This is a genomic window from Corallococcus caeni (assembly GCF_036245865.1).
In the GTDB taxonomy this organism is placed as follows: domain Bacteria; phylum Myxococcota; class Myxococcia; order Myxococcales; family Myxococcaceae; genus Corallococcus; species Corallococcus caeni.
In genome coordinates this window covers 65,220-89,143 of record NZ_BTTW01000005.1, presented here as the reverse complement: position 1 = coordinate 89,143, position 23,924 = coordinate 65,220, and the positions used below count along the sequence as shown (strand labels likewise).

Here is a 23,924-nt window from a genome sequence, read left to right as displayed (position 1 = left end):
TCCGCGTGGCGGCTCCGGACGCGAAGGTGCTGCGCAGATTGTGCCGCGTGCGGCCGCGGGATGCCGCGAACCACGAGGGTGAGACATGGCCGAGGCTTCTGCGAAGAACGGGCACGGCAGGCGGAACGGGACGCCGGCCGACAAGGCCCGCATCTGGGGAGGCATCGACCTGGGGGGCACCAAGATTGAAGCCGTCGTCGTGGACGCGCGCGGTGCGGTGCTGGGCCGGGCCCGCCATCCGACGCCCGCGAAGGGCGGTCCGGGCGAGGTGGTGAAGGAGCTCTACGGCGCGCTGGGCGAGGCGGCGCAGGTCGCGGGCGTCGAGCCCGCGAAGCTCGCGGGCGTGGGCGTGGGCGCGGCGGGGGCGGTGGACGCGAACAGCGGAACGCTCGCGCACACGAGCAACGTGGCGGGCGGCTGGGACGCGCCGTATCCCCTGGCGTCGGACCTGGGCGACCTCGTGGGCGGCAGCAAGGTGGTGCTGGGCAATGACGTCCAGGTGGCGGTCACGGCCGAGTACAAGCTGGGCGCGGGACGCAACTACCGCTCCGTGCTGGGCGTGTGGTGGGGCACGGGCGTGGGCGGAGGCCTGGTGCTCAACGGCGTGCCGTGGCGCGGGCAGGGCTCCGCCGGTGAGATTGGCCACATGGTGGTGAAGCCTGATGGCGCGCGCTGTGGCTGCGGCCGGCGCGGCTGCCTGGAGGCCTACGCGGGGCGCGCGTGCATGGAGCGCAAGGCGCGCTCGGCGGCGAAGAAGGGCGAGAAGACCCTCCTCTTCGACATCATGCGCGACAAGAAGCGCACGCGCCTGTCCAGCAGCGTCTGGGCGAAGGCGTTGAAGGAAAAGGATCCGTTGGCCACGTGGCTCATCGAACGGGCCATCCGGATGATGGGCGTGGCCATCGCCTCCGTCATCAACCTGCTGGACGTGGAGGCCGTCGTCATCGGGGGCGGGCTGGGGGCGCGGCTGGCGCCCACGTACCTGGGGGCCATCGAGGACGCCATGCACCCGCACCTGTTCATGACGGAGCGCAAGCCCGCGATGCACGTCGCGGAGCTGGGCGACCTGTCCGGCGCCATCGGGGCGGCGCTGCTCGCGGGCCCGCGGATGTGACGTGCCTCAGCCGCCGGGGGTGGGCGCGACGCTTTGGCTCGCTCGCGTGAACCGTGCCAGCAGCCGGTCCCGCAGCCGCAGGCACGGCTGCTCCACCGCGCGGTACGTCACCCAGGACAGCGCCAGCGTCACGGCCAGGAAGGCCCCCAGCACCAGCACCGGAGGGGCCGCGAGGAGCCGCCGCTCGAAGACGCGCACCACGGGGCCGAACCACAGGTAGGCCCCGTAGGAGAGCGCCGACACCTGGTACACGGGCCCGCGCGCCAACGGCGGCAGCTGGACGGACTCCATGGCGACCAGCAGCCCGCTGAACCCCACCGTCAGCCCGGTGATGATCCACACGCCGCCCGGTCCATCCAGCCGGGAGCCGAAGGCGCCCAGCATCGCGCCCACGACGGCCAGGCCCAGCGCTCCGCACAGGGCGCGCGGGCGTGTGGGCCACCGGCGCCAGGTGTCCGCCGTCTTCGCCAGGAAGACGCCCGCGCACAGCCCGTCCAGGTGCTGGAAGGTGGGCCATTGCAACCGCACCCAGGCCTCCGACGGCTCCAGGCCTTCGGGCAGCGTGGCGCGCACGACGAACCGCAGCAGCAGGCTGAGGCCCGCGGGCAGCAGCCACGCGAAGGCGGGCCACCGGCGCCCGCCCAGGCCGAACGCGGCGAGCGGCAGCAGCAGGTAGAAGTGCTCCTCCACGCACAGCGACCAGCTCTGCTCGAAGTCGCGCGGCACGGTGAAGTTCTGGAGGAAGAGCGCGTAGTGCCAGCCGCCCCCGACGAACGGCGTGCCGAACGTCCAGGGCTTCAGCGCGTACGCGGCCAGCACGAGGAAGTAGAGCGGCAGCGTGCGCATCCACCGCTTCGTCCAGAAGACGCGCAGGTTCGCGCCCACTCCGCCGGGCGCCTCGGGGCCGAAGACCTGCCGGCCGATGAGGTAGCCCGACAAGACGAAGAACAGATCCACGCCCACCCAACCGTGAGCGAAGCCGGACCGCACCCATCCGGGCAGCGCGTCCCGCGCGTGCGAAGGCGCATGGAACGCGAGCACCGCGAGGATGGCGACGGCCCGCAGCACGTCCAACCCATCCCGGCGCGAGGGCCGCGCGGGCGCTCGCGGTGGATCCGCCGACGCGGATGCTGGGAGGGAGGAGGAGGGCGCCATGGGAGGCTGGCGCATTGTGTCCCATACGCGCTCCAGCGCGGCAATGACCGCGAGGCTGCCCGTCCGCCCGCGAGGCGACCCGACGTGAACCCGAAGCGGTTGTCGGGCGGGCTCGCGGGGGCGCATACTCGAGGCTTCCTTCATGGCCTCCGCGCCGCGTCCCTCGCTCCCGGCGCTGACCGGTCTTCGCTTCTTCGCCGCGCTCCACGTGGTGGCCTTCCACGTGACGCCGCGAGAGGGTCGGCCCGGGTGGCTCGGGGCCTTCCTCGACAACGGCCCCGCGAGCGTCACCCTGTTCTTCGTCCTCTCCGGCTTCGTGCTGGCCCAGGCGTACCTGGGGAGCGCATCGCCCGGCCCGGTGTCGCGGCGTGCGTTCTGGGTGGCGCGTCTGGCTCGCATCTACCCCGTGTACCTGCTGGGCCTGGTGTTGGAGGCGCCGCCGTTCTTCCTGGCCATCCTGCGGCAGGAGGGCGGGTGGACGCTCCCGGCGCTCCAGCGGCTTCTGGGCGTGGGCGCCGCCGTCACGAGCCTGACCCAGGCGTGGATTCCTCCCGCGGCCTGCGCGTGGAACTGCCCGGGCTGGTCGTTGTCCGCGGAGGCCTTCTTCTACCTGCTCTTCCCCGTGCTGGCCGGGCCCCTGGTCCGGCTCGGCGCGAAGGGGCTGGGGTGGGCCGCCGTGTGCCTGATCGCGAGCTCCGCGCTGCTGTACGGGCTGTGGTTCGCGGGGGCCGGCGGGTGGGCGGGCGAGGCCGCGCTCCAGGAGACCTGGCTGCGGGTGGGCGAGTACTCGCCGCTGCTCAAGCTGCCGCAGTTCCTGCTGGGCGTGGTGCTGGGACGCGCCTTCGTGCTGCGCCGTCCGAAGCCCACGCCCGGCACTTCCGGGCGCGGCCTTGTCGCGGCGGGGACCGCGCTGGGACTGCTGTGGGTGTCCTGGCCGGGCCAGACCTGGGCCTTCCGGGACGTGGTGCTGACGGCGGTGTTCGCATGGCTCATCTGGACGCTCGCGTGTGGGCACGGGCGGCTCGCGACCTTCCTGGCGCGGGCTCCGGTGGTCCGCCTGGGCGAAGCCAGCTACGCGCTCTACATCCTCCACGTCCCCCTGGCGTTCCATGCGCGGAGCGCGGAGCGGTGGTCCGGGGCGGCCCTGGAGCAACGCGCGCCGTGGGGCTACAGCGCGCTGGCCATCACGTCGTTCGTGCTGGTGGCGTTGGCGGTCCATGCCTGGCTGGAGGAACCCGCGCGGCGCTGGCTCCGCAACCGCTGGACGCGACCCCGCCCGGCACCCCTGCCCGTCGTCAGCGGTCTGCTATGAAGCTCGCGCATGCGCGTGCTCCTCGCCATCCATCACCCGCTGTCACAGGACCAGGGCGCGCCCGGCGTGACGCTCGCGCTGGGCCGCGCGCTCCAGGCCCGGGGCTGCACCGTGGACTTCTACAGCTACGGCGACGCGTTCCCCGGCGTGGAGCACTTCACCGCGCTCCACAACCTGCGCTTCCCGTGGATCCTCTCCGCGCACCTCGCCCGCGCCGCGCGCCGACATGACGTGCTGGACGTCACCACCGGAGACGCGTGGCCCTGGGCGCGCCTGGGCCGCCCCGGTGCCCTCCGCCGGCACGCGCTGGTGACGCGCAGCCACGGCCTGGAGCACTCCTTCTCACGGCGGATCCGCGCCGACGCGCGCGCGGGCCGGATGCGCCTGAGCTGGAGATACCCGCTCTACAACGGCGGCTTCCGCCTCTGGGAGGTGGAGCAGACGCTGCGCCTGGCGGACCACACCGTGCTCCTCAACGAAGGCGACGCTGCCTTCGCGCGCGAACAGCTGCGCATCCCCGCGGGCAAGCTGAGCGTCATCGGCCACGGACTCGACACCGCCTTCCACGGGCTGGCCCTCCCGGCGCCGCGCGAGGAGGGCCCGCTGCGCCTCGCGATGGTGGGCTCCTTCCTCAAGGCCAAGGGCGTCGATGAAGTCATCGCCGCGGTGACCCGGCTGCACGCCCAGGGGCTCTCCTTCACCCTGAGCCTCTACGGCACCGGCACCCCCGAGCCCGAGGTCCGCGCCGCCTTCCCCGCGTCCCTGCAGCCCCTGCTCCACGTGGTCCCGCGCTACGCGAACGCGACGCTGCCCGGCCTGCTCGCGCGCGAGGAGGTGCTCCTCTTCGCCAGCCGCACGGAGGGCTACGGCATGGCGCTGGTGGAGGCCATGGCCTCCGGGCTCGTGCCCGTCTCCACCCCGGTGGGCGCGGCGCCCTCCGTCGTGCACCCCGGCCGCACGGGTTTCCTCGTCCCCATCGGCGACGTGGACGCGCTGGTGGCCGCGGTGCGCGAGCTGGCGGCGGAGCCGGCCCGGCGGTACGCGCTGCGCCGCGCGGCCCAGGCGGAGGTCCAGGGACTCACCTGGCCCGACATCGCCGCCCGCACCCTTGCGCTTTACGAAGAAGTCCTGCGTGTCAGGGCAGACAGCAGGTAGGCAGGCGCGTCGTTTCGAACTTGCGACGCCGGGACATTGACGCGCTGCTCCGGTGGCCGTCACGATGCACGGTGGACGTTCCTCTCGCATGATCACCCTCTTCGTCGCCTTCCTCGTGTCGCTCCTCGTGGCCCTGGTGCTCACGTGGCGCGTGCGCGAGCGCGCGCTGGCGTGGGGCTGGTTGGACCAGGCGAACTCCAGCCGCAAGGTGCACGTGCGGCCCATTCCGCGGCTGGGCGGCATCGGCATCGTGGGGGGCTTCTTCGCGCCGCTGTGCGCCCTGTTCATCGTGGACTCGGGCGTGGGGGATCAGTTCCTCGCGCAGACGGAACTCATCGTCGGCCTCTTCGTGGGCGGCGCCATCATCGCGGGGCTGGGCTTCTATGACGACCTCAAGGGCGCGGGCGCGAAGCTGAAGTTCTCCGTGCAGTTCGCGGTGGCGCTGGGCCTGTACGCGCTGGGCTTCCGCATCGAGGTGCTGGCCAACCCCTTCGGCGCGGAGCTGACGCTGGGGCTGCTCAGCCTGCCGTTGACGGTGCTGTGGGTGGTGGGCGTCATCAACGCGCTCAACCTCATCGACGGGTTGGACGGGCTGGCGGGCGGCGTCGCGTTCTTCGGCGTGGGCACCCACTTCCTGCTCGCGCTGATGCGCGGGGACGTGCTGCTGTGCCTGCTGATGGTGGCGCTCGCGGGCGCCATCCTCGGGTTCCTCGTCTTCAACTTCAACCCGGCCTCCATCTTCATGGGGGACACGGGCAGCATGTTCCTGGGCTTCGTGCTCGCGGCGGTGTCCATCAAGACGTCGTCGAAGAGCGGCACCGCGGTGGCGCTGCTCGTGCCGGTGATGGCGCTGGGGCTGCCCATCATGGACACGCTGCTGGCCATGGTGCGCCGCTCGCTCCTGGGCAGACCCCTGTTCAGCGCGGACAAGGAGCACATCCACCACCGGCTGATGAGCCGCCTGCTCCTGTCCCACCGCACCACCGTGCTGGTGCTCTACGCGCTGTGCACGCTGTTCATGCTCACCGCGCTGGGGCTGCACTTCGCCAACAGCATGCAGAGCGCGCTGCTGCTCAGCGGCATCGGCGTGGTCATCATGGTGCTGATGCGCAAGCTGGGCTACCTGGACATGCGCCACATGAACGCAGTCCAGCAGACGCGCCAGCGCAACCAGGAGCTGCGCTCGCTGGTGCGCTCCGTCACCGCCGCGGTGCGCGCGGCCGGTTCGTTCCAGGAGGTGTGGGGCGCCGTCCGACCGCTGTCCCAGGGCCTGGGCCTGTCCATGCTGGAGCTGCGCCTGCGCCGCCCGCATGACGACGTGGGCGGAGGCGTCGTCTTCGAGTCCCAGCAGCCGGACGCCGGCGCCGCGACCGCGCTGGAGGTGCGCCTGGACGTGAAGGAGGCGGAAGCCCTGTTCGGCGCCCTGCGCCTGGTGTGGCGCGACGGCCGGTCCGCCATCGACCGCGACGAGGAGCTGGCGCTGGAGGTCGTCGCGGACGCGGTGGCGGAGCGGGTGGCGCAGCTGGTGGCGCTGGAGGCCGCGGCGCCCGAGCGCATCATCGCGCTGCGGCGGTGAGCCCATGACCTCCGCTGCGGCCCTGCTGACGCTGCTCCAGGCCTGGCCGGAAGCGCCGTCCCTCGCTGGCCCCCTGGACGCGGGCGCCTGCGACGCGCTGGTGAAGGCCGCCGTGCGCCACGGGCTCGCGGGCTTCGTCGAACACGCGCTCGCGAAGGCGGGCTGGACGCTGACGCCGGACGCCGGGGTGCTGCTCTCCCGCGAGGCCCGTATGAGCGCGGCGCGGGGCATGCGCGTGCGCTCGCTGCTGTCGCGGAGCCTGACGGCGCTGGCGGCGGTGGGCGTGACGCCGGTGCTGCTCAAGGGCTATGGGCTGGCGCGCAGGCTCTACCCGGAGCCGTTGCAGCGCGCGACGAACGACGTGGACCTGCTGGTGCCGCGCGCCCGGGTGCTGTGCGCCGTGCACGCGCTGGAGGGGATGGGGCTCACCACCCAGGCCGGCGACGTGGACCAGGACGACGCGCACCACGTGGAGCTCACCGGGCCCGGCGGCATGGTGGAGCTGCACTACCGCGCGCTCGCGGGCTACGGCCAGGCGCTGGAGGGCGACGCGCTGGTGGCGCGGGCCGAGGACGCGACGCTGGACGGCCACCCCGTGCGCTACCTGGGCGCGGAGGACGAGGCCGTGTACCTGTCCCTGCACGCGAGCAACCACCTGCTGCAGCGGCTGGCGTGGCTGCTGGACTTGAAGCTGCTGGCGCGGGCGCACCCGAAGCTCGACTGGGACCGGGTGGTGACGCGCGCGCAACGCACGGGGCTGCCCCACCTGGCGTGGTACGCGTGGGACGCCGCGCACCGGCTCCTGGACGCGCCGGTGCCGCCGTGGGTGCTCAAGGCGCTGGCGCCGCCCCGGTGGCAGCGCGCGCTGGCGACGCGGCTGTTCTCCGGGCCCCGGCTGGTGGGGGCGGAGCTGGCGCGCAGCAAGCCGGCATGGGTTGCCGCGAAGCTGGCCCTGGCCCCCCGGGCCCGGCCCATGGTGCGGTATGCGCTGCGGCGGCTGCGGGGGCTCCGGCCGCCTGTCGCCGCGGGAACGGAATCAGGGGCGCCAAGGCCCGTCCGCTCGCCTGCCGGAAGACGGTGATTGCGGCGGGCGGGCCCGGCCCATTAAAGGTGCCGCACCATGGCGCCCAGCCTCCTCGACACCTTCCGGGTCCTGTCCTCCTTCGAGCCCCCGCGCGGAAAGCTCCGGGGCGCGCCCTGGGAGGCCTACGTCGACTGGGCCATCTCGCAGGGGCTGGCGCCGCTGGCGGCGTACAACCTGGAGTACCGGATGGGCGGGGGCGAGGCGCCGGAGTGGGCCCGCGACCGGCTGATGGCCATCTACACCGGCTCCGTGAACGACAACGTCATGAAGCTGGTCCACTTCAAGCGCATCGTGGATCAGCTGGAGGGCCGCAAGCTGCTCCTCCTGGGCGGCGCGGCGTTCGCGGAGGCGCTCTATCCGCACGTGGGCTTCCGGCCCGTGCTGGACATCCAGGTGCTGGTGCGCCGCATGGACGTGGACGGCTTCGCCGGCTACCTGTCCAACCACGAGTTCGTCCCGGAGCCGGACACGGGGAACACCGGCGCGGCGCGCATCGTGTCCGACGGCCGCACGCCCATCCACCTCTACGCGGACGTGCTGGGCGCGAACCGACGTGAGCAGTTGGCCGGCATCTTCGAGCGCGCCCGACCCATGAAGGTCTACGGGCAGTCCGTCTTCCGCCCGGAGCTGGAGGACGTGCTGCTGCTCACCGCGCTGGACCAGGCCCACCACGGGTATGACGTGCCGTGGCTGTCGTTCGTGGACCTGCGCGAGCTCATCACCGGCGCCACCTGGATGGGCGGCGTGTACTCGCGCCCGCTGGACGTGCCGGCGCTGCTGTCGCGCGCGGAGGCGTTCGGCCTGGAGCGCGCCCTCTACACGTCGCTGGCCATCGTGGCGCGGCTGTTCCCGGAGGCGGAGGCGCAGGCCACCGCCGCCTTCCCGCCGCTGCGCCGCGCGACGCGTGAGCTGCTGGACAGGGGGGTGGTGGGTCCGGTGAGCACCCCCGGACGTTCGTCCGCCCTGCGGGGCGTGGACAGACTGCGGCGCCTCCTCACAGGGCGATAAGCCTGTCTGGTTGCTCTGCGTCCTGCGTGCCCGGGCTTCCTTTCGGTGCGCGGGTCGGCGTATGAGTTCATGACGCCACCTGTCGAAACCAGGACACTTAAAGAATGCGCATTGCCATTATCGGATCGGGCTACGTCGGACTCGTCGCGGGCACCTGCTTCGCGGACTCGGGCAACGACGTCGCGTGCGTGGACATCGACGAGCGGAAGATCCGCATGCTCCAGGATGGACAGGTCCCCATCTACGAGCCGGGCCTGGAGGAGCTCATCCGCAAGAACGTGAAGGAGAAGCGCCTCACGTTCACGACGAACCTGGCGGAGGGCGTGGCGAACGCCCAGGCCGTGTTCATTGCCGTAGGCACCCCTGAAGGGGAGAGTGGCGAGGCCGACCTCCAGTACGTGCTCGCGGCGGCGCAGGCGGTGGGCCGCGCGATGAAGCAGTACACGGTGGTGGTGGACAAGAGCACCGTGCCGGTGGGCACCGCGGACAAGGTCCGCGAGGCCATCGCGAAGGTGACGGACGTGGAGTTCGACGTCGTCTCCAACCCGGAGTTCCTGAAGGAAGGCGCCGCGCTGGACGACTTCTTCAAGCCGGACCGCGTCGTCATTGGCGCGGACACGGAGCGCGCGCGGACCATCATGGGGGAGCTCTACGCGCCGTTCGTGCGCACGGAGAACCCCATCCTGTTCATGGACACGCGCTCCGCGGAGCTGACGAAGTACGCGGCCAACGCGATGCTCGCGACGCGCATCTCGTTCATGAACGACATCTCCGCGCTCTGCGAGAAGGTGGGCGCGGACGTGGACTTCGTGCGCAAGGGCCTGGGCGCGGACAAGCGCATCGGCTACCCGTTCCTCTTCCCCGGCGTGGGCTACGGCGGCTCCTGCTTCCCCAAGGACGTGAAGGCGCTCGTCACGACGGCGCGCGAGTACGGCCTGGAGCTGGACCTGCTGCGCGCGGTGGAGCGCACCAACGAGCGGCAGAAGAAGCTGCTCGTGAACAAGGCCGTGAAGCACTACGGGTCGCTGGAGGGCAAGAAGTTCGGCGTCTGGGGCCTGGCGTTCAAGCCGAAGACGGACGACATGCGCGAGGCGCCGTCCATCGAGGTCATCGAGGGCCTCATCGGCAAGGGCGCGACGGTGATTGCGCACGACCCGGTGTCCTCGCACGCGGCCAGGCGCGTCTTCGGGGACCGCATCCGCTACGCGGAGGTGCCGTACGACGCGCTGGAGGGCGTGGACGGCCTGTTCGTGGTGACGGAGTGGAACGAGTTCCGCCACCCGGACTTCGACCGCATGAAGAAGCTGATGAAGACGCCGGTCGTCTTCGACGGCCGCAACATCTTCCAGCCCGCGCGCATGCGTGAGCAGGGCTTCACCTACTTCGGCATCGGCCGCAAGTAATGAAGCAGCAGTCCGGAGGTTCGCTGGATGCACTGACGGGGCTGCGCTTCCTGGCGGCCCTGCACGTCGTGTTGTTCCACTTCGGCACCCCGTGCCTCAAGGGTGTGGCGCCGGAGTGGATGGTGCAGGTGGTGGCCTCCGGCTATGCGTCCGTGGGGGTCTTCTTCCTCCTGTCCGGCTTCGTGCTCGCGTACAACTACGTGGACACGGCCGGCGGGATGCAGACCCCGCCCCGGGCGTTCTGGAGCGCGCGCGTGGCGCGCGTGTACCCGGTGTTCCTCCTGATGTTCCTGCTGTCGGCGGTGTCCACGGCGCAGGGCTCGCTGGCGGCGAACTCGCTGCCCGTGGCGGCGGCGAAGCTGGGCACGGCGGGGCTCACCACGCTGATGTTGCTCCAGTCGTGGGTGCCGAAGCTGGCGCTGTACTGGAACCCGCCGTCCTGGTCCGTGTCGGTGGAGGCGTTCTTCTACGCCGTGTTCCCCGCGCTGGCCGGCCGGCTGGAGCGCTTCCGCGGCGCGCGCATGGCGGCGGCCCTGGCGGGCGTGTGGATGTTGGGGCTCCTGCCGCCGGTGCTCTACCTGGTGCTGCGGCCGGACGGGCCGGGCACGCTGGACGCGGCGTTCGGTGGCATGTGGCTGGCGGTGGTGAAGTTCAACCCGCTGGTGCGCCTGCCGGAGTTCCTCATGGGCGTGCTGCTGGGGCTCGTCTTCGTGCGGGAGCGGGCGGCGGCGACGCCCCGGCGCTCCGGCGCGGTGATGGCGCTGGCGGGCGCGGCGCTGCTGTTGCTGGGCTTCTCGCAGGGCGCGTCCATTCCGTATCCGCTGATGCACAACGCGCTGCTGGCGCCCGCGTCAGCGCTGCTGGTGTACGGGCTGGCGCGCGGCGGCGGCGCGCTGGGGCAGGTGCTGGCGCGGCCGTGGCTGGTGCACCTGGGCGGGGCCAGCTACGCGCTGTACCTGCTCCAGTACCCCGTCAGCGAACTGGTGCACTGGATGGAGAAGCACGTGGACCTGTCGTCGCCCACGCGCTTCCTGGCGGTGCTGCTGGTGTTGCTGGTGCCCGCGTCGGTGGCGGTGCACCGGTGGGTGGAGACGCCGTGGCGCTCGCGGGTGAAGCGCGGGCTCCAGCCGTGGGTGGATGGTGCTCCCGCGCGGCCGGCTCCGGCTCCCGTGGTGCCGGGCGCGTAGTGCTTCGCGGGGTGCTCCGGGCGCCGTCCCTTCAGGGGACGGTGCTCAGCGGGCGAGGCCGCAGGCCTTCTTGCCTTCCTCGGTCTCGATGGTGCGGCAGTCGCAGCCCTCGAGCTTCGCCTCGCAGGCCACCTCGTCCTCGGCGGTGGGCTCCACGCGGCCCTCCTCGTCGGCGGCGCGCTGCTGGCAGGCCTGCTTCTCCACCGAGTTCAAGGCGCACTCGCAGAGCTTCTCGGACAGCTCGCGGCAACTGCTCTTGCACGCGGTGAGTCCGGAGAGGGAGGCGCAGAGGACGGCGGCGGTGAGCAGGAAGCGACGCATGGGGTCGGGCGAAGATGCCAGATGGGTCCCCGGATGCAAGCGGTGTCCCGGGGGGCCCGTTCATTCGACGGCCCGGGGCCGCCGCGTCAGGGGAGGGGGCGTCCAGGCGGTGCGCCTCCTGCCCGAGGGGACAGGCCACGGAGGCCCTCGAGGAGCGTGACATACTCCCGCGCCTCGCATGGCTCCTGGTCCCCACCGCGTCTCCCGGTACACCGTCTTCGCGGAAGTGGCCCTCGCGGCGCTGGTGGTGCTGGGGCCGGTGGCGCTCGGCGGCGCGGCGCATTGGGTGTCGTGGCCGCTGGGCGCGCTGTCCGGGGCCGCGGCGGTGCTGGCCTTCGTGGGCGCGAGGCGGCAGGGGGAGACTCCGCGCGTGCCGCTCCTGGCCGCGCCGCTGGTGGGCGGCGTGGTGCTGTGCGCGCTGCAGCTCGTGCCACTGCCACCCGGGTTGCTCGCCTGGGTGAGCCCGGAGGCCGCGGCGCTGCGCGAGGACGTGCTCGTGCCGCTGGGGCTCACGGGCTGGCGGCCGGTGTCGCTGGAGCCCTCCGCCACGTGGCGTGAGCTGGAGAAGCACCTGGCCTACCTGCTCACGTTCGTCGCGGCCGTGCAGGTGTGCCGGGCGCGGGCGTCACGGCAGCGGCTGCTCGCGGTGCTGGCGTTCACGGGCGCGGCGGTGGCGGCGGTGGGGCTGGGACACGCGCTGTTCCGCGTGGACACGCTCTTCGGGCTGCGCGCGTACGTGCATGCGCGGCCGCCGCTGGTGACGCCGTTCGGGAACCCCAACCACCTCGCGGGCTTCCTGGGTTTGTGCGCGACGGTGGCGGTGGGGCTCGCGCTGTCGAAGCAGCCGCGTTCACGCGCGTGGCCCTTCGCGATGGCGGCGCTCGTCTCCGGCGCCGGCGTGCTGCTGTCGCTGTCGCGCGCGGGCATCGTGTTCTTCGTCTTCGGGCAGGTGCTGCTCGCCGCGTGGTTGATGAAGCAGCGGCGCGAGGCGCGCACTCCCGCGAGGCCCGCGTGGGGCCGGGGCGCGGCGGTGCTGCTGGGGCTCTTGGCCACGCTGTCCGTGGGCGCGTACCTGGCGGCGGATCAGCTGTGGGCGGAGGCGCGCACCGTGGACGGCGTGGAGTCCCTGCGCCGGGGCAAGCTGGAGCCCTGGCCGATGATGGCCCGCGCGGCCCGCGCCTTCCCGGTGCTGGGCATGGGGCGCGGCGCGTTCGAGGCCGCCTTCCCGCGCTACCAGACCGAGCCCAACCCCAACACCTTCACGCACCCGGAGAACGCGGTGTTGCAGGTGGCGGCGGAGTGGGGCGTGCCCGGCTTGCTGCTGCTGGCACTGGGCCTCTGGGCCTTCGTGCGGCGCGTGCGGCGCGAGGACCACGGGCCGGTGGAGCTGGCGGTGCTGTCCGGCGTGGCGGCGCTGGCGCTGCACAACCTCTTCGACTTCAGCCTGGAGCTGCCCGCGTGCGCGGTCGCGGTCGCGGTGGTGCTGGGCGCGGTGGCCCGGCCCCGCGAGGCGGAGCGCATGGCCATGCGGCGCACGAGGACAGGGGCCCTGCCCGTCGTCCCCGCGCTGGCGCTGGCGGCGGGGCTCACCGTCGTGATGCTCGTCGCGCTGGTGCCGGGGCGCCGGAGGATGGCGGACGCGGAGGCCCTGCTGGCGGAGCGCGTGTCGGCCCGGGCGCCGGGCGCGGAGGTGCGAGCGCTGGGACTCCAGCTCATCGACGTGCACCCGGCGGACTACCTGCTGTACCGGCTGATGGCGATGGCCTCCGTGTCGAACGGCGCGGCGGGCGCGAAGGACGCGCTGGCCTTCGTCAATCACACGCTGTACCTGCGCCCCCTGGATGCGCCCGCGCACCGCGTGGCCGCGCGAGCCCTGCTGCACCTGGGCCGGCGCGAGCAGGCCTTCCTGGAGTATCGGCTCGCGCACGAGGCCGGGGACATGCGCGTTCTGATCAGCGAGGCCATGCCCCAGGCCCGCACGGTCGAGGAGCTGAAGACCCTCACGCCCGAAGCGCCCGGACAGGTGATGGAGCTGGCGGAGGCCTTGGTCGCCGAGCCCTCGCGTCGCGCGCTGGGACTCGCGTGGCTGGCCTGGGCGCGCGAGCACTTCGAAGGCCGGCCCGAAGCCACCGCGCTGTGGATGCAGGAAGCGCGCGGGCAGCTGGCACAGCGGGACCTTCCCGCGGCGGAGGCGGCCTGCGTGGAGGTGGAACGGCGCGCTCCGGACGCGCTGGCCACGCACCTGCTGCGCGCGGATGTATGGCGTGCGCGGGGCAGGCACGCGGAGGCACTCCAGTCGCTGGAGGCGCTCGCGAAGCGCTTCCCCCATGACGTGGAGCTGGCCTTCACGCTGTCCACGCGGCAGCAGGAGGCCGGGCTCACGCGAAGGTCCCGGGACACGCTGGCCGCGGTGGCGCCGTACCTGACCGACCTGCGTCAGCGCGCGCGCCTGCTGTCGCTGGAGGCGGACAGCTTTGAACGGGAAGGTCTGCTGGCCCGCGCGCTGGAGCAGCGCCGCTCGGTCGTGGGGCTACTGCCCGGCCCGGAGAGCCACTTCGCGGTGGCGCGGTTGCAGGAGCTGCTGTCGCGCTACGACGCGGCGGCGCGCTCGGTGCACGAGGGCTTGCGGCTCATGCCGCTGAAGGACGCACGGCGCTCCGAAGGCGAGGCCTGGGCGGCGCGGCTGGAGGCCCGCGAGCGTGCGCTCCAGGACGCACACAAGGGGGCGCTGCTGGAGGACGCGAAGGCGCGGGAGCTGGACCTGTCCGGCCCGGACGCGGTCAGCGACGCTCCCTCGCCCTGACGGCTCAGGCCGACGCGCCGGAGTCCTCCATCGGCCTTCCGTACTCCGCCTTCTCTTCCTTCTCTCGCGAGACCGGCTGGATGAAGGACGCGACCAGCGGCCACTCCAGGCGCGCGAAGTCCTGGAAGCGCATCTCCAGGGCCTCCTCATGAGAGCCGGCGCGGAACAGCAGGCGCTCGTTGACGCTCAGGGACTCGTCCATCGCGACGGGCAGTCCGTACAGCTCGCCGAAGGGAGGCTCGGCGCCCGGCTCGCAGTCAGGGAAGTGGTCGACGAACTCGGACTCGGCGGCGAGCCGCGCGGTGCGGACGCCCAGCGTGTGGCGGATCTGCCGCAGGTCCACGGTCGTCATCGCGGGCACGACGACGATCCAGGGCTGCCGGTCCGCCAGCACGATGACGGACTTGGCCACGCGCCAGCCAGGCACGTTGAGGACGTCCGCGAGCTCCATCGCGCTCACCGCCCGCGCGTGGGCGTATCGCTCGAAGGGAACACGGTGGCGCCGCAGGTAGCTTTGGATGGCTTTCGGGATCATGGGGGACATCACCTCCTTCACGTTCAAGGTGTGTCCGGACGACGCGGGCGGCCATTCGCCACCCGAACGGGGCGGCCGTGACTGCCTGCCCTCGTCCGGTGCGCCGGAGGGCAGGCAGGCGGGCCATGTCACGTCACTGCTGGAAGTCGTACACGCTGCCCAGCTTGAGCAGGCGCGTCAGCTCGTCGAGCGCGGTCATCGTCTCGCGCGCGAGCTGCGGATCCCTCACGTCCTCCGGCTTGAGCACGTCGCGGTAGTGCTTGCGCACCCAGCCCGCGAGCGACTCATGCAGCGCCGGAGAGTAGAAGACGTCCGCGGTGACGGCGGCGCGCTCCGCGTCCGTGAGCGTGATGCGCTGGCGCAGGCACGCCGGGCCGCCGCCGTTGTTCATGGACTGTCGAACGTCCAGGTAGTGCACCGCCTTCACCGGGTTGTCTCCGGCGACGACGCGCTCCAGGAAGGCGCGGGCGGTGGGCGTCTCGCGGCTCTCGATGGGCGCGATGATGGCCATGGTGCCGTCCGGCAGCGACAGCACCTGCGAGTTGAACGGGTACGCGCGCACCGCGTCCTTCACCGGCAGCTCCGCGTCCGTGGCGACCTCGAAGCGGAAGGCGTCCCCCAGCTTCTCGCGCAGCGTCTGGAGGAGCTTCGGGTGCTCCACGAACGCCAGCGCGTGCAGCATGAGGAAGCGCTCGTTGCCCACCGCGAGCACGTCCGTGTGGAACGCGCCCGCGTCGATGCCGTCCGGGTGCTGCTGCGGCAGGAGCACCTGCTCCGGCGCCAGCTGGTGCAGCCGCGCCAGGGCCTGGCTGGACTCCAGCGTCTGGCGCGCGGGGAAGCGCTGCGGCCCCTTCACGTCCTGCCACGCGCTGCGCCCCCAGGCGAGCACGTGCACGGCCTTGTGCCCCGGCGTGAAGAGGCGCGTGTGGTTGGCCGCGCCCTCGTCAGCGAAGTGGGCGGCGCCCGGCAGCGGCGCGTGCACCTGGAAGTGCTTCGGGTCCGCGAAGATGGCGCGCAGCACCGCGTGCGTGGTGTCCGCCTCGATGGCGCGGTGGAACATCTGCGTGAGGTTCGCGGGCGTCAGGTGCACCCGGCCGTCCGCGGTGTCCGCCGACGGCGCCACCGTGGCCGCGTTCGCCGTCCACATGGCGGAGGCGCTGGAGGTGAGGCGCAAGAGGTGCTCCGCGTCGCGAGCGGCGCGGGTGATGACCTCCTCGTCGGAGCCCGTGAAGCCCAGCGTCCGCAGCGTGCGCAGGGATGGGCGCGGCTGGGGCGGCAGCACCGCCTGGCCGACGCCCAGCTCCGACACGAAGCGCATCTTCTCCAGCCCCTGGAGCGCCGCCTCCCGGGGGTGGCTGGGCTGGCCGCCGTGGTGCTGTGACGCCAGGTTGCCCGGCGAGAGGCCGGCGTAATTGTGGGTCGGACCAATGAGGCCGTCGAAGTTGTATTCGCGCATGGGATATGGAGACGCGTCGTGGAGCGTCCCCCTTTAACAAAGCGCCTCAAGCGTTACCTGCGCTACCTGCTCATCGCCGGGATGTTGCGCCTGCTCCAGTTCCTGCCGCTGGCCACGGCCCGCACCCTGGGCATGACGCTGGGCGGCTGGGCCTATGCCCTGGCGGGAGGCGAGCGGAAGAAGGCGCTCAAGTCCCTGGCCCGCGCCTTCCCGGACCGGACCGACGCCGAGCGTGACGCACTCGCCCGTGACGCCTTCCGCCACCTGGCCGCGGCCGCCCTGGAGGTGGCCTCCGCGCGTGCGCTGGAGGCCGGGCTGGAGTCCCTGGTGTCCTGGCCGGACGAGGACCGCCGGGTGCTGGAGGCCGCGCTGGCCAAGGGGAAGGGCGTCGTCTTCGTGTCCGGCCACGTGGGCAACTGGGAGCTGCTGGCCCGGCGCGTGGCGAGGGCGGGCTACCCCAGCCAGAGCATCGCGAAGGAGACCAGCGACCCGCGCCTCACCGCGCTGGTGGAGGACTTCCGGGCGAAGGGCGGGGTGCGCAGCATCTGGCGCGGCCAGGAGGGCGCGGCCCGGGCCATGCTCCGCGCGCTCCGCAGCGGCGAAATCCTGGGCATCCTCATCGACCAGGACACCAAGGTGCAGTCCGTCTTCGTGCCCTTCTTCGGAGAGCTGGCGGCCACCCCGCGCGCCGCGGCGGACCTGGCGCTGCGCACCGGCGCGGCCGTGGTGGTGGGCTTCTGCCAGCGCGACGGCGAAGGCTACCGGCTCACCATGGAGGAGGTGCCGCACCCGGACGCGACGGAGCGTGAAGCGGCAGTGCAGGCCCTCACCTCCGCCCTGTCCCAGCGCATCGAGGCGGCCATCCGCCGCGCCCCCGAACAGTGGGTGTGGATGCATCAGCGCTGGAAGACGCGTCCTCCCCAGGACGTTCCCCCGGCCCTTGCCGGCGCACCGTCCGCCCCGGCGCGGTGATAAGGAGGGCCCTGTGCCGCGCCTGCTTGCCTTGAGCTTCCTGGGACTCCTCGCCACCGCCTGCGCGCCGCGCCGTCCGGCCCCGGGCGCCGCGAACGAGCCGCGCCCGGACGTGGTGCTGGAGGGCGCGCACCTGCGCTCCTACGAGGGCGACACGCTCCAGGTCTCCGGCACCGCCGCGCGCGTCCTCTACCGGCGCGCGGGCGGCGAGGTGCAGGCCACCGACGTCGTCGTGCGCCTGCCCCCCGGGAAGGGCGCCCAGGGCTCGCCCTCCACCTCGTCGAGCGGCACCACCATCACCGCGCCGAATATGGACGGCAGCCTCGCGTCCAAGACGTGGGTGGGCACCGGCGGCGTCGTCGTGCGGACGGGGGAGGGGCTGGTGGCCAACACCCCCCGGCTTACCTACAACGCCGACTCGCGGCAGGCCCATGGCGAGGAGGGCGTGACGATGAAGGGCCCCGACTACCAGATGCGAGCGGACCGCTTCACGCTGTCCGCCGCGGACCAGACGTTCACCTTCGAGGGCACGGTCCAAGCCGTGCTGGGTGGAGCGACGGAGTGATTGAGTTCCTCGTGATGGCGCTGTTCCTGGCCCAGCCCACGTCCACCCAGGCCGCCGTGCCCGCCGCCCCGGCCGTCGCGCAGGCCACCCCGGCCCCGAAGGCCGGCGCCACCCCGGCAGCCCCCGCCGCGAACACCCCGGCCGCGCCGCCGACCGCGCCGGGCACGTCGCTGGCGCCCACGGGCCTGCGCAACCCGGTGGACCTGTCCGCGGACCACGTCACTGGCGACCGCAACCAGGCGGTGCTCACCGGCAACGTGGTGGTGAAGCACCAGACCATGGACATCCGCTGCGACAAGATGACCGGCTACTACAACGCCACCCGCCAGGTGACGCGCGTGGTGTGCGCCGGCAACGTGCGCGCCGTGGACGGCGACCGGCAGGCCCGGGGCGAGCGCGCGGACTACGACGTGCCCTCGGGCGTGCTGGTGGTGACGGGCTCCCCGGAGGCCCGCCAGGGCAACACCTACCTCACCGGCACCAAGGTGCGCCTCATCCTGGGCAACGAGCGCCTGGAGGTGGAGAACGCCCGCATCCTCGTGGACTCCCCGTCCACCACCGCTGTCCCGGGCACCCGCAAGAAGGCCCCCGCGCCCAAGCCGCCGGCGGGCGCGACGCCATGAGCGGCGCGAAGCTGTTCGCCGAGGGGCTCCAGAAGTCCTTCCGCAAGCGCCAGGTGGTCCGCGACGTGTCCTTCAACGTCGCTCCGGGTGAAGTCGTGGGCCTGCTGGGCCCCAACGGCGCCGGCAAGACGACGAGCTTCAACATGGTCGTGGGCCTGGTGACGCCGGACGCGGGCCGGGTGCGCGTGGGCGACGAGGACCTCACCCACCTGCCCATGCACCGCCGCGCCCGCCGGGGCGTGGGCTACCTGCCGCAGGAGGCCTCCGTCTTCCGCAAGCTCACGGTGCGCGAGAACTTCCTCGCCGTGCTGGAGCTCCAGAAGGGGCTCACCGCCCAGGACCGCAAGCAGCGCGCGGACACCCTCCTGGAGGAGTTCGGCCTCTCCCACGTCGCCGAGTCCTGGGGCGAGACGCTCTCCGGCGGCGAGCGGCGGCGCGCCGAAATCGCCCGCAGCCTCATCCCCGCCCCCCGCTTCATCCTCTTCGACGAGCCCTTCGCCGGCGTGGACCCCATCAACGTGGGTGACCTCCAGCGTCAGATCCACCTCCTGCGGCAGCGGGGCCTGGGCATCCTCATCACCGACCACAACGTCCAGGACACCCTGGGCATCTGCGACCGGGCCTACATCATCGCACAGGGTCAGATCCTCGAAGAGGGGACCCCCGCGCAGATCGCCGGTTCGGCCCGCGCGAGGGCCGTCTACCTGGGAGACCGGTTCCGTCTCCAGGCTCCGTGAAAAGCCGTCCTCCCCGTATGTCTCCAGATGCTCGGGGTGAAGTTGGCCCCGCTTTTGCGTCGACGTTTGAACATCAGCCGAGCAGGCGGGGGTTACGGCAACCTGTCGGATTTCCAGCGGATTTTTCACGCTGCAAATCAGAAACCATGCGCTGGGGCACTGGACGTGGCCGGGGGTCCTTGTTAGGTTGGCACGGTCCTTGATTGGAACCTCCAATCAAGTGGCACGCATGCCTTCCGGAGACGCCCCCACATGGCGATGGAACTCAAACAGAGCCTGAAGCTCGCGCAGCAGCTGGTGATGACGCCCCAGCTGCAGCAGGCCATCAAGCTCCTCCAGCTCTCGCGAATGGAGCTCCTGGACCAGGTCCGCGAGGAGATGGAGCAGAACCCCCTGCTGGAGCAGCCCGAGGAGGGCATGCCCGGCGAGGTGAGCGAGAAGGAGCCTGGCGAGGCCTCGCTCGAGGCGGACAACGCGGAAATCGCGCGCGACGTGGACCTGCCGTCGGCGACGCCTGAAACGGCCCAGGAGTTCAAGGCGGACGGCGAGGGCCCCCCGGAGATTGACTGGGAGTCCTACCTCAACAGCTACCAGTTCAACGAGCCCACCACCGCCTCCAACAAGGGCAACGTGGCCACGGACGACCTGCCGTCGTTCGAAGCCAACATGGTGAAGAAGGAGGACCTGGTCGACCACCTCCAGGAGCAACTGGGCACGCTGCGGCTCAACGAGGCCGAGCGCCGCGTGGCGGTGCTCATCCTGGGGAACCTGGACGACGACGGCTACCTCAAGCTGCCGGAGATTGAAGGCGACCCGCTCATCCGCCTGTCCAACGAGGCGGACGTGCCCATGCACGTGGCCGAGCGCACCCTGCGCCGCATCCAGAACCTGGAGCCCCGGGGCTGCGGCGCGCGCGACCTGCAGGAGTGCCTGCTCATCCAGCTGCAGGCGATGAAGGACCCGAACGCGGCGCTGCTGGGCCTCATCATCAAGCGCCACATGAAATATCTGGAGAGCAAGAACCTCCCGGCCATCGCCAAGGACCTCAAGGTCACCCTGGACGAGGTGGTCGCGGCGGCGAAGCTGCTCCCGAAGCTGGACCCGCGGCCGGGCCGCAACTTCAGCGGGGATGACGCGCAGTACATCACCCCCGACGTCTTCGTCTACAAGCTGGGGGACGAGGACTACACCGTGGTCCTCAACGACGACGGCCTGTCCAAGCTGCGCATCTCCGGCATGTACCGGAACGCGCTCAAGAACGGCGCGGTGAGCCCCGGGCAGACGAAGGAGTTCATCCAGGACAAGCTGCGCAGCGCGATGTGGCTCATCCGCTCCATCCACCAGCGGCAGCGGACCATCTACAAGGTCACCGAGAGCATCGTGAAGTTCCAGCGGGACTTCCTGGACAAGGGCATCGCGCACCTGAAGCCCCTCATCCTGCGCGACGTGGCGGAGGACATCGGCATGCACGAGTCCACCGTCAGCCGCGTCACCACGAGCAAGTACGTCCACACGCCGCAGGGTATCTTCGAGCTGAAGTACTTCTTCAACTCGTCCATCGCACGCGTGTCCGGCGAGGACACGGCCAGCGAGGCCGTGAAGCACCACATCAAGCAGCTCGTGTCGCAGGAAGACCCGCGCAACCCGTACTCGGACCAGAAGATCGTGGAGTTGCTGCGCTCGCAGGGCACCGAAATCGCCCGCCGCACGGTGGCCAAGTACCGCGAGGTGCTGGGCATCCTCCCCAGCAGCAAGCGCAAGAAGTACTTCTAGCGCCGTCCCGTCGGCTGGGCGGACTGGTCCAGCCGGTTTGTCGCAACCGGCCCTGCACGCCAGGGCCGGGGTTGGGGCATGAAGCGGTCCATGGACCCCGTGCTCCCCACCGATGTCGGCGTTCCCCGCCGTGACCCCGTGCCGCTCGTCGTCCCGCCCGTCACCCTGGAGGGGCGGACGGTGCGGCTGGAGCCCATGACTCCGGAGCACGTGCCCGCGCTCGCGGCCGTCTGCGAGCCGGACATCTTCGCCCACTTCTCGCGCGTGCTGCGCACGGAGGCGGACGTGGCGGACTACGTCGCCGCCGCGCTGAAGGCGACCGCCGCGGGCACGGAGCGGCCGTTCGTCATCCGCGAGCAGGCAGGCGGCGCGGTGGTGGGCACCACGCGCTACCTGGACATCTCCCGCGAGTACCGCACGCTGGAGATCGGCTCCACGTGGCTGGCGCGGCGGGTGTGGCGCTCGCGGGTGAACACCGAGTGCAAGTACCTGCTCCTCACGCACGCCTTCGAGTCGCTGGGCGTGATGCGCGTGCAGCTGAAGACCGACCGGCGCAACGTGCGCTCGCGCGCCGCCATCGAGCGGCTGGGCGCCACCTTCGAGGGCATCCTGCGCAACCACATGCTCGTGCGCGGCGGCGTGGTGCGGGACAGCGCGTACTACGGGTTCATCGACGCGGAGTGGCCCGGCGTGAAGGCGCGGCTCGAAGGACTGCTGGCGCGGGAGTGATAGGGTGCCGGCCGCCATGACCCTCCCCGCACCGAGCCCGCGTCGAACCGTTTCCCGCCTCACCGCCCTGGGGGCGCTCGTGGCGCTCACCGGCTGTGGCGGCGGCGAGACGAAGGTGATGTCGCTGGCGGAGCTGTCGGACCGCTCGCTCACCTTCGCGCTGGCGGACGTGGACGACGCGGAGACGCCGGACGCGCAGGGCGCGCACCGCTTCACCGTCAGCTACTCGGTGACGGCGGACGGCCCGTGCTCGCGCTTCGCGGACGACGTCACGGCCACCCTCAACGGCCAGCCCATGACGCTGGTGCCGGGCGGCGCGTCGGACGTGGGGGGGCGCGCGGAGGCGTGTGAGAACAGCCGCGCCTACTTCAACTTCGACCCGGCCGCCTGGGGCCGCGAGCCGGTGGAGGACATCACCGTGCAGCTCCAGGACGCCACCAGCACCGTGCGCCTGGTGGTCCTCAAGGCCAAGGCCAAGCGCAAGTTCACGTTCCAGGGGGAAGGCACCCCGGACAAGCTGCGCGTGGGACAGGCGTATGCCTTCCTCTGGGAGCCCGCGACGGAGGTGCCCGGCCCCGTGGAGGCGCTGCTCCTGCGCGAAGGGGGCAGGGCGCCCGGCGTGCTCTCCGTCACGCAGGACGGCAACAAGGCCACCATCGACATCCCCGCCGGCACCCCGCAGGCGAACCACACCCTGACCCTGGGCGCGGACCTGGTGGGCACCGTGGGCGAGTGCACGGGCGTGGCGTCGTGCTCGGGCGCCATCTACCACTCGCAGGACTTCGTGCTCTCCGTGGTGCCCTGAGCCTGTCGGGCCGCCGGGCGCAGGCATGTTGCTCGCGTGAGGACCACGCACGCGGGGTGGGGGAGACCGGACCGGAAAATGGGACCCGGGTCGGAATCCCCACCGGGTGCCATGCAGCGGACACCAGACGTGTCCTATTGCGGTCGCTTTCGCGAGCGCGAGCCGTGGACGGGAAGTTCCAACCTGGGGGGCCGGGTTGCTTTCGGCGTGGGCTCCGTTTCTGATCTGTGACGGAGCTTACCTCTCTCCCTAGGAGGCGGCCACGCATGCAGCTCAACATCACCTTCCGTCAGTTCGGAGCGTCGGATTCCCTGAAGGAGTACGCCCGTGAAAAGGTCGATCGGGTGAACCGACTGCTGGACCGGGCTGGTGAGGCCCACGTCGTGCTCTCGTTGGAGCGCCACCTGCACCACGCGGACATCACCATCCACTCCGGCGCCTGGATCCTCCGGGGGCGTGAGAAGAGCGATGACATGTACGCGTCCATCGACCTGGCGATGGACAAGATCGAGCGCCAGCTGCGCCGCTACCGCGACAAGCTCAAGTCGCACCACGGCAAGGAGAAGGTGCACCACCGCCAGGACCTGGTGAACAACCTCAAGGTCCGCCACGACGTCTTCGAGGTCCACGACGCGGAGGAGGCCGCCGAGCCGTCCTCGCCCGCCACCCTCCAGGCCGCCCCCGCCGCGGAGCCCCGGCAGCCGGTGGCCGAGTCGGGCGTCGCCCGGCTGGTGCGCACCACGCACCTGGCCATCCAGTCGCTGTCGGTGGACGACGCGGTGATGCAGATGAACTTGATGAACAACGACTTCTACGTGTTCCAGAACCAGCAGTCCCAGGCGCTGTCCATCGTCTACCGCCGCAAGGAGGGTGGGTTCGGCCTCATCGAACCGCACCTGCCCGAAGCTCCGGTGGCCGCCACGGGCACCTGACCGCCGGTCGGCCGAACCAGGGACCGGGTCCGGGGCTTCCCCCCGGGCCTGGGCCCGGGCCCGGGCTGGGACTCGGCACCGGGCTGACGCGCAGTGAGCGAAGCGCCTGCCACCGCCCAGGCGACCCTTGCGCGAATCCAGTGTGAGGAGTAATTGCCGGCCGAGGAATCATTGCCGGCCCGGAGCGCCAAGTGCGGGAGCGCCATTGAGAATCGCCGATTTCCTCAGCCCCCAGGCGGTCGTCGCGGACATGCAGTCCCGCACGAAACCGGAGGTGCTGCGCGAGCTGAGTGCCACGCTGGCCCGGGCGCACCCGAATCTGCGCGAGGACCGGCTGGTGGCGGTGCTCCAGGAACGCGAGAAGCTGGGCAGCACGGGCATTGGTGAAGGCGTGGCCATTCCGCACGGCAAGCTGGCGGGCATGGACAGCCTCCAGGCGGCCTTCTGCGTGTCGCGGGCGGGCGTGGACTTCGAGTCCATCGACGGCAAGCCCACGCACCTGTTCTTCGCGCTGGTGGCGCCGGAGAACAGCGCGGGGGTGCACCTGAAGGCGCTGGCGCGCATCTCGCGCCTGTTCAAGAACCCGCGCTTCCGGGCGGCCATCCTCGAAGCGCCCACGGCCGCGGACATCCACGCCCTCATCGTCCAGGAAGACGCGCGGCCCTGAGGGGCTGACAGG

The 23,924-nt window shown here is 71.8% G+C and carries 22 protein-coding genes; 18 read left to right on the top strand and 4 right to left on the bottom strand.

Going from position 1 to position 23,924, the window contains the following annotated elements; translation table 11 throughout:
• Positions 1-85 precede the first annotated feature (85 nt).
• Positions 86-1,114: an ROK family protein gene (locus tag AABA78_RS21760; RefSeq protein ID WP_338265306.1), complete on the top strand. Its 1,029-nt coding sequence runs from the start codon at positions 86-88 to the stop codon at positions 1,112-1,114.
• A gap of 6 nt (positions 1,115-1,120) precedes the next feature.
• Here AABA78_RS21760 and AABA78_RS21755 read toward each other — a convergent pair whose 3' ends face one another.
• Positions 1,121-2,269, bottom strand: a complete 1,149-nt coding sequence (locus AABA78_RS21755) for an acyltransferase family protein (protein ID WP_338265304.1) — start codon at positions 2,267-2,269, stop codon at positions 1,121-1,123.
• Positions 2,270-2,411: 142 nt separating this feature from the next.
• On the opposite strand from AABA78_RS21755, the gene AABA78_RS21750 reads away from it, so the two are divergent.
• The 7 genes from AABA78_RS21750 (at position 2,412) to AABA78_RS21720 (ending at position 10,994) form a co-directional block, all read left to right on the top strand.
• Positions 2,412-3,581, top strand: coding sequence for an acyltransferase family protein (locus AABA78_RS21750; RefSeq protein ID WP_338265303.1), 1,170 nt, complete (start codon positions 2,412-2,414; stop codon positions 3,579-3,581).
• 9 nt (positions 3,582-3,590) lie between these two features.
• Positions 3,591-4,736 carry a glycosyltransferase family 4 protein gene (locus tag AABA78_RS21745; protein WP_338265301.1) on the top strand — a complete coding sequence of 382 codons (1,146 nt, stop codon included), beginning with the start codon at positions 3,591-3,593 and terminating at the stop codon, positions 4,734-4,736.
• Positions 4,737-4,824: 88 nt separating this feature from the next.
• Entirely contained in the window at positions 4,825-6,312 is a 1,488-nt protein-coding gene (locus AABA78_RS21740; protein ID WP_338265299.1) for an MraY family glycosyltransferase, read from the top strand.
• A 4-nt stretch (positions 6,313-6,316) separates the two neighbouring features.
• The gene (locus AABA78_RS21735; protein WP_338265298.1) at positions 6,317-7,393 is read left to right on the top strand and encodes a nucleotidyltransferase domain-containing protein; all 1,077 of its coding nucleotides are present in this window, start codon (positions 6,317-6,319) and stop codon (positions 7,391-7,393) included.
• Positions 7,394-7,432: 39 nt separating this feature from the next.
• Positions 7,433-8,404 carry a nucleotidyltransferase domain-containing protein gene (locus tag AABA78_RS21730; RefSeq protein ID WP_338265294.1) on the top strand — a complete coding sequence of 324 codons (972 nt, stop codon included), beginning with the start codon at positions 7,433-7,435 and terminating at the stop codon, positions 8,402-8,404.
• A gap of 104 nt (positions 8,405-8,508) precedes the next feature.
• Positions 8,509-9,807, top strand: coding sequence for a UDP-glucose dehydrogenase family protein (locus AABA78_RS21725; protein WP_338265292.1), 1,299 nt, complete (start codon positions 8,509-8,511; stop codon positions 9,805-9,807).
• A complete protein-coding gene (locus AABA78_RS21720; RefSeq protein ID WP_338265290.1) occupies positions 9,807-10,994 on the top strand; it encodes an acyltransferase family protein in 1,188 nt (395 codons plus the stop codon). Before AABA78_RS21725 ends, AABA78_RS21720 begins: the two co-directional genes overlap by 1 nt.
• 45 nt (positions 10,995-11,039) lie before the next feature.
• On the opposite strand, the gene AABA78_RS21715 is transcribed toward AABA78_RS21720, so the two are convergent.
• Positions 11,040-11,315 (bottom strand): hypothetical protein, encoded by a 276-nt coding sequence (locus AABA78_RS21715; RefSeq protein ID WP_171419285.1) that lies wholly within the window; start codon positions 11,313-11,315, stop codon positions 11,040-11,042.
• Positions 11,316-11,493: 178 nt separating this feature from the next.
• Between AABA78_RS21715 and AABA78_RS21710 the strand changes: the two genes are divergently transcribed.
• Positions 11,494-14,118, top strand: coding sequence for an O-antigen ligase family protein (locus tag AABA78_RS21710; protein ID WP_338265287.1), 2,625 nt, complete (start codon positions 11,494-11,496; stop codon positions 14,116-14,118).
• 4 nt (positions 14,119-14,122) lie between these two features.
• Here AABA78_RS21710 and AABA78_RS21705 read toward each other — a convergent pair whose 3' ends face one another.
• Both AABA78_RS21705 and astB read right to left on the bottom strand, forming a co-directional pair.
• Entirely contained in the window at positions 14,123-14,653 is a 531-nt protein-coding gene (locus AABA78_RS21705) for an aminoacyl-tRNA deacylase (RefSeq protein WP_338265285.1), read from the bottom strand.
• A 133-nt stretch (positions 14,654-14,786) separates the two neighbouring features.
• A complete protein-coding gene (gene astB, locus AABA78_RS21700) occupies positions 14,787-16,109 on the bottom strand; it encodes an N-succinylarginine dihydrolase (RefSeq protein WP_338265283.1) in 1,323 nt (440 codons plus the stop codon).
• Positions 16,110-16,127: 18 nt separating this feature from the next.
• Here astB and AABA78_RS21695 point away from each other — a divergent pair, with 18 nt between their 5' ends.
• From AABA78_RS21695 to AABA78_RS21655, 9 genes are all read left to right on the top strand, one after another.
• On the top strand, positions 16,128-17,081 hold the full coding sequence (locus AABA78_RS21695) for a lysophospholipid acyltransferase family protein (protein WP_338265280.1): 954 nt from the start codon (positions 16,128-16,130) through the stop codon (positions 17,079-17,081).
• A 13-nt stretch (positions 17,082-17,094) separates the two neighbouring features.
• Positions 17,095-17,646, top strand: coding sequence for an LPS export ABC transporter periplasmic protein LptC (gene lptC, locus AABA78_RS21690; RefSeq protein ID WP_338265279.1), 552 nt, complete (start codon positions 17,095-17,097; stop codon positions 17,644-17,646).
• Entirely contained in the window at positions 17,643-18,269 is a 627-nt protein-coding gene (locus AABA78_RS21685; RefSeq protein WP_338265276.1) for an LptA/OstA family protein, read from the top strand. The genes lptC and AABA78_RS21685 overlap by 4 nt, the downstream gene beginning before the upstream one ends.
• Positions 18,266-19,006, top strand: a complete 741-nt coding sequence (lptB, locus tag AABA78_RS21680; RefSeq protein WP_338265274.1) for an LPS export ABC transporter ATP-binding protein — start codon at positions 18,266-18,268, stop codon at positions 19,004-19,006. Before AABA78_RS21685 ends, lptB begins: the two co-directional genes overlap by 4 nt.
• A gap of 252 nt (positions 19,007-19,258) precedes the next feature.
• Positions 19,259-20,779 (top strand): RNA polymerase factor sigma-54, encoded by a 1,521-nt coding sequence (rpoN, locus tag AABA78_RS21675; protein WP_171419441.1) that lies wholly within the window; start codon positions 19,259-19,261, stop codon positions 20,777-20,779.
• Positions 20,780-20,869: 90 nt separating this feature from the next.
• On the top strand, positions 20,870-21,508 hold the full coding sequence (locus AABA78_RS21670) for a GNAT family N-acetyltransferase (RefSeq protein WP_338265271.1): 639 nt from the start codon (positions 20,870-20,872) through the stop codon (positions 21,506-21,508).
• Between the two features lie 16 nt (positions 21,509-21,524).
• A complete protein-coding gene (locus AABA78_RS21665) occupies positions 21,525-22,313 on the top strand; it encodes a hypothetical protein (RefSeq protein WP_338265269.1) in 789 nt (262 codons plus the stop codon).
• Positions 22,314-22,579: 266 nt separating this feature from the next.
• Positions 22,580-23,245: a ribosome hibernation-promoting factor, HPF/YfiA family gene (gene hpf / locus AABA78_RS21660; RefSeq protein WP_338265267.1), complete on the top strand. Its 666-nt coding sequence runs from the start codon at positions 22,580-22,582 to the stop codon at positions 23,243-23,245.
• Between the two features lie 205 nt (positions 23,246-23,450).
• Positions 23,451-23,912, top strand: a complete 462-nt coding sequence (locus AABA78_RS21655; protein WP_338265264.1) for a PTS sugar transporter subunit IIA — start codon at positions 23,451-23,453, stop codon at positions 23,910-23,912.
• The last annotated feature ends 12 nt before the right edge of the window (positions 23,913-23,924 follow it).

Coding starts and splice junctions, on each gene's coding strand:
- AABA78_RS21755 (WP_338265304.1), bottom strand. CDS start 2,269: ATGGCGCCCTCCTCCTCCCTCCCAGCATCCGCGTCGGCGGATCCACCG.
- AABA78_RS21705 (WP_338265285.1), bottom strand. CDS start 14,653: ATGATCCCGAAAGCCATCCAAAGCTACCTGCGGCGCCACCGTGTTCCC.
- astB (WP_338265283.1), bottom strand. CDS start 16,109: ATGCGCGAATACAACTTCGACGGCCTCATTGGTCCGACCCACAATTAC.
- AABA78_RS21730 (WP_338265294.1), top strand. CDS start 7,433: ATGGCGCCCAGCCTCCTCGACACCTTCCGGGTCCTGTCCTCCTTCGAG.
- AABA78_RS21760 (WP_338265306.1), top strand. CDS start 86: ATGGCCGAGGCTTCTGCGAAGAACGGGCACGGCAGGCGGAACGGGACG.
- AABA78_RS21750 (WP_338265303.1), top strand. CDS start 2,412: ATGGCCTCCGCGCCGCGTCCCTCGCTCCCGGCGCTGACCGGTCTTCGC.
- AABA78_RS21725 (WP_338265292.1), top strand. CDS start 8,509: ATGCGCATTGCCATTATCGGATCGGGCTACGTCGGACTCGTCGCGGGC.
- AABA78_RS21710 (WP_338265287.1), top strand. CDS start 11,494: ATGGCTCCTGGTCCCCACCGCGTCTCCCGGTACACCGTCTTCGCGGAA.
- hpf (WP_338265267.1), top strand. CDS start 22,580: ATGCAGCTCAACATCACCTTCCGTCAGTTCGGAGCGTCGGATTCCCTG.
- AABA78_RS21665 (WP_338265269.1), top strand. CDS start 21,525: ATGACCCTCCCCGCACCGAGCCCGCGTCGAACCGTTTCCCGCCTCACC.
- AABA78_RS21670 (WP_338265271.1), top strand. CDS start 20,870: ATGGACCCCGTGCTCCCCACCGATGTCGGCGTTCCCCGCCGTGACCCC.
- lptB (WP_338265274.1), top strand. CDS start 18,266: ATGAGCGGCGCGAAGCTGTTCGCCGAGGGGCTCCAGAAGTCCTTCCGC.
- AABA78_RS21735 (WP_338265298.1), top strand. CDS start 6,317: ATGACCTCCGCTGCGGCCCTGCTGACGCTGCTCCAGGCCTGGCCGGAA.
- AABA78_RS21715 (WP_171419285.1), bottom strand. CDS start 11,315: ATGCGTCGCTTCCTGCTCACCGCCGCCGTCCTCTGCGCCTCCCTCTCC.
- rpoN (WP_171419441.1), top strand. CDS start 19,259: ATGGCGATGGAACTCAAACAGAGCCTGAAGCTCGCGCAGCAGCTGGTG.
- AABA78_RS21740 (WP_338265299.1), top strand. CDS start 4,825: ATGATCACCCTCTTCGTCGCCTTCCTCGTGTCGCTCCTCGTGGCCCTG.
- AABA78_RS21720 (WP_338265290.1), top strand. CDS start 9,807: ATGAAGCAGCAGTCCGGAGGTTCGCTGGATGCACTGACGGGGCTGCGC.
- AABA78_RS21745 (WP_338265301.1), top strand. CDS start 3,591: ATGCGCGTGCTCCTCGCCATCCATCACCCGCTGTCACAGGACCAGGGC.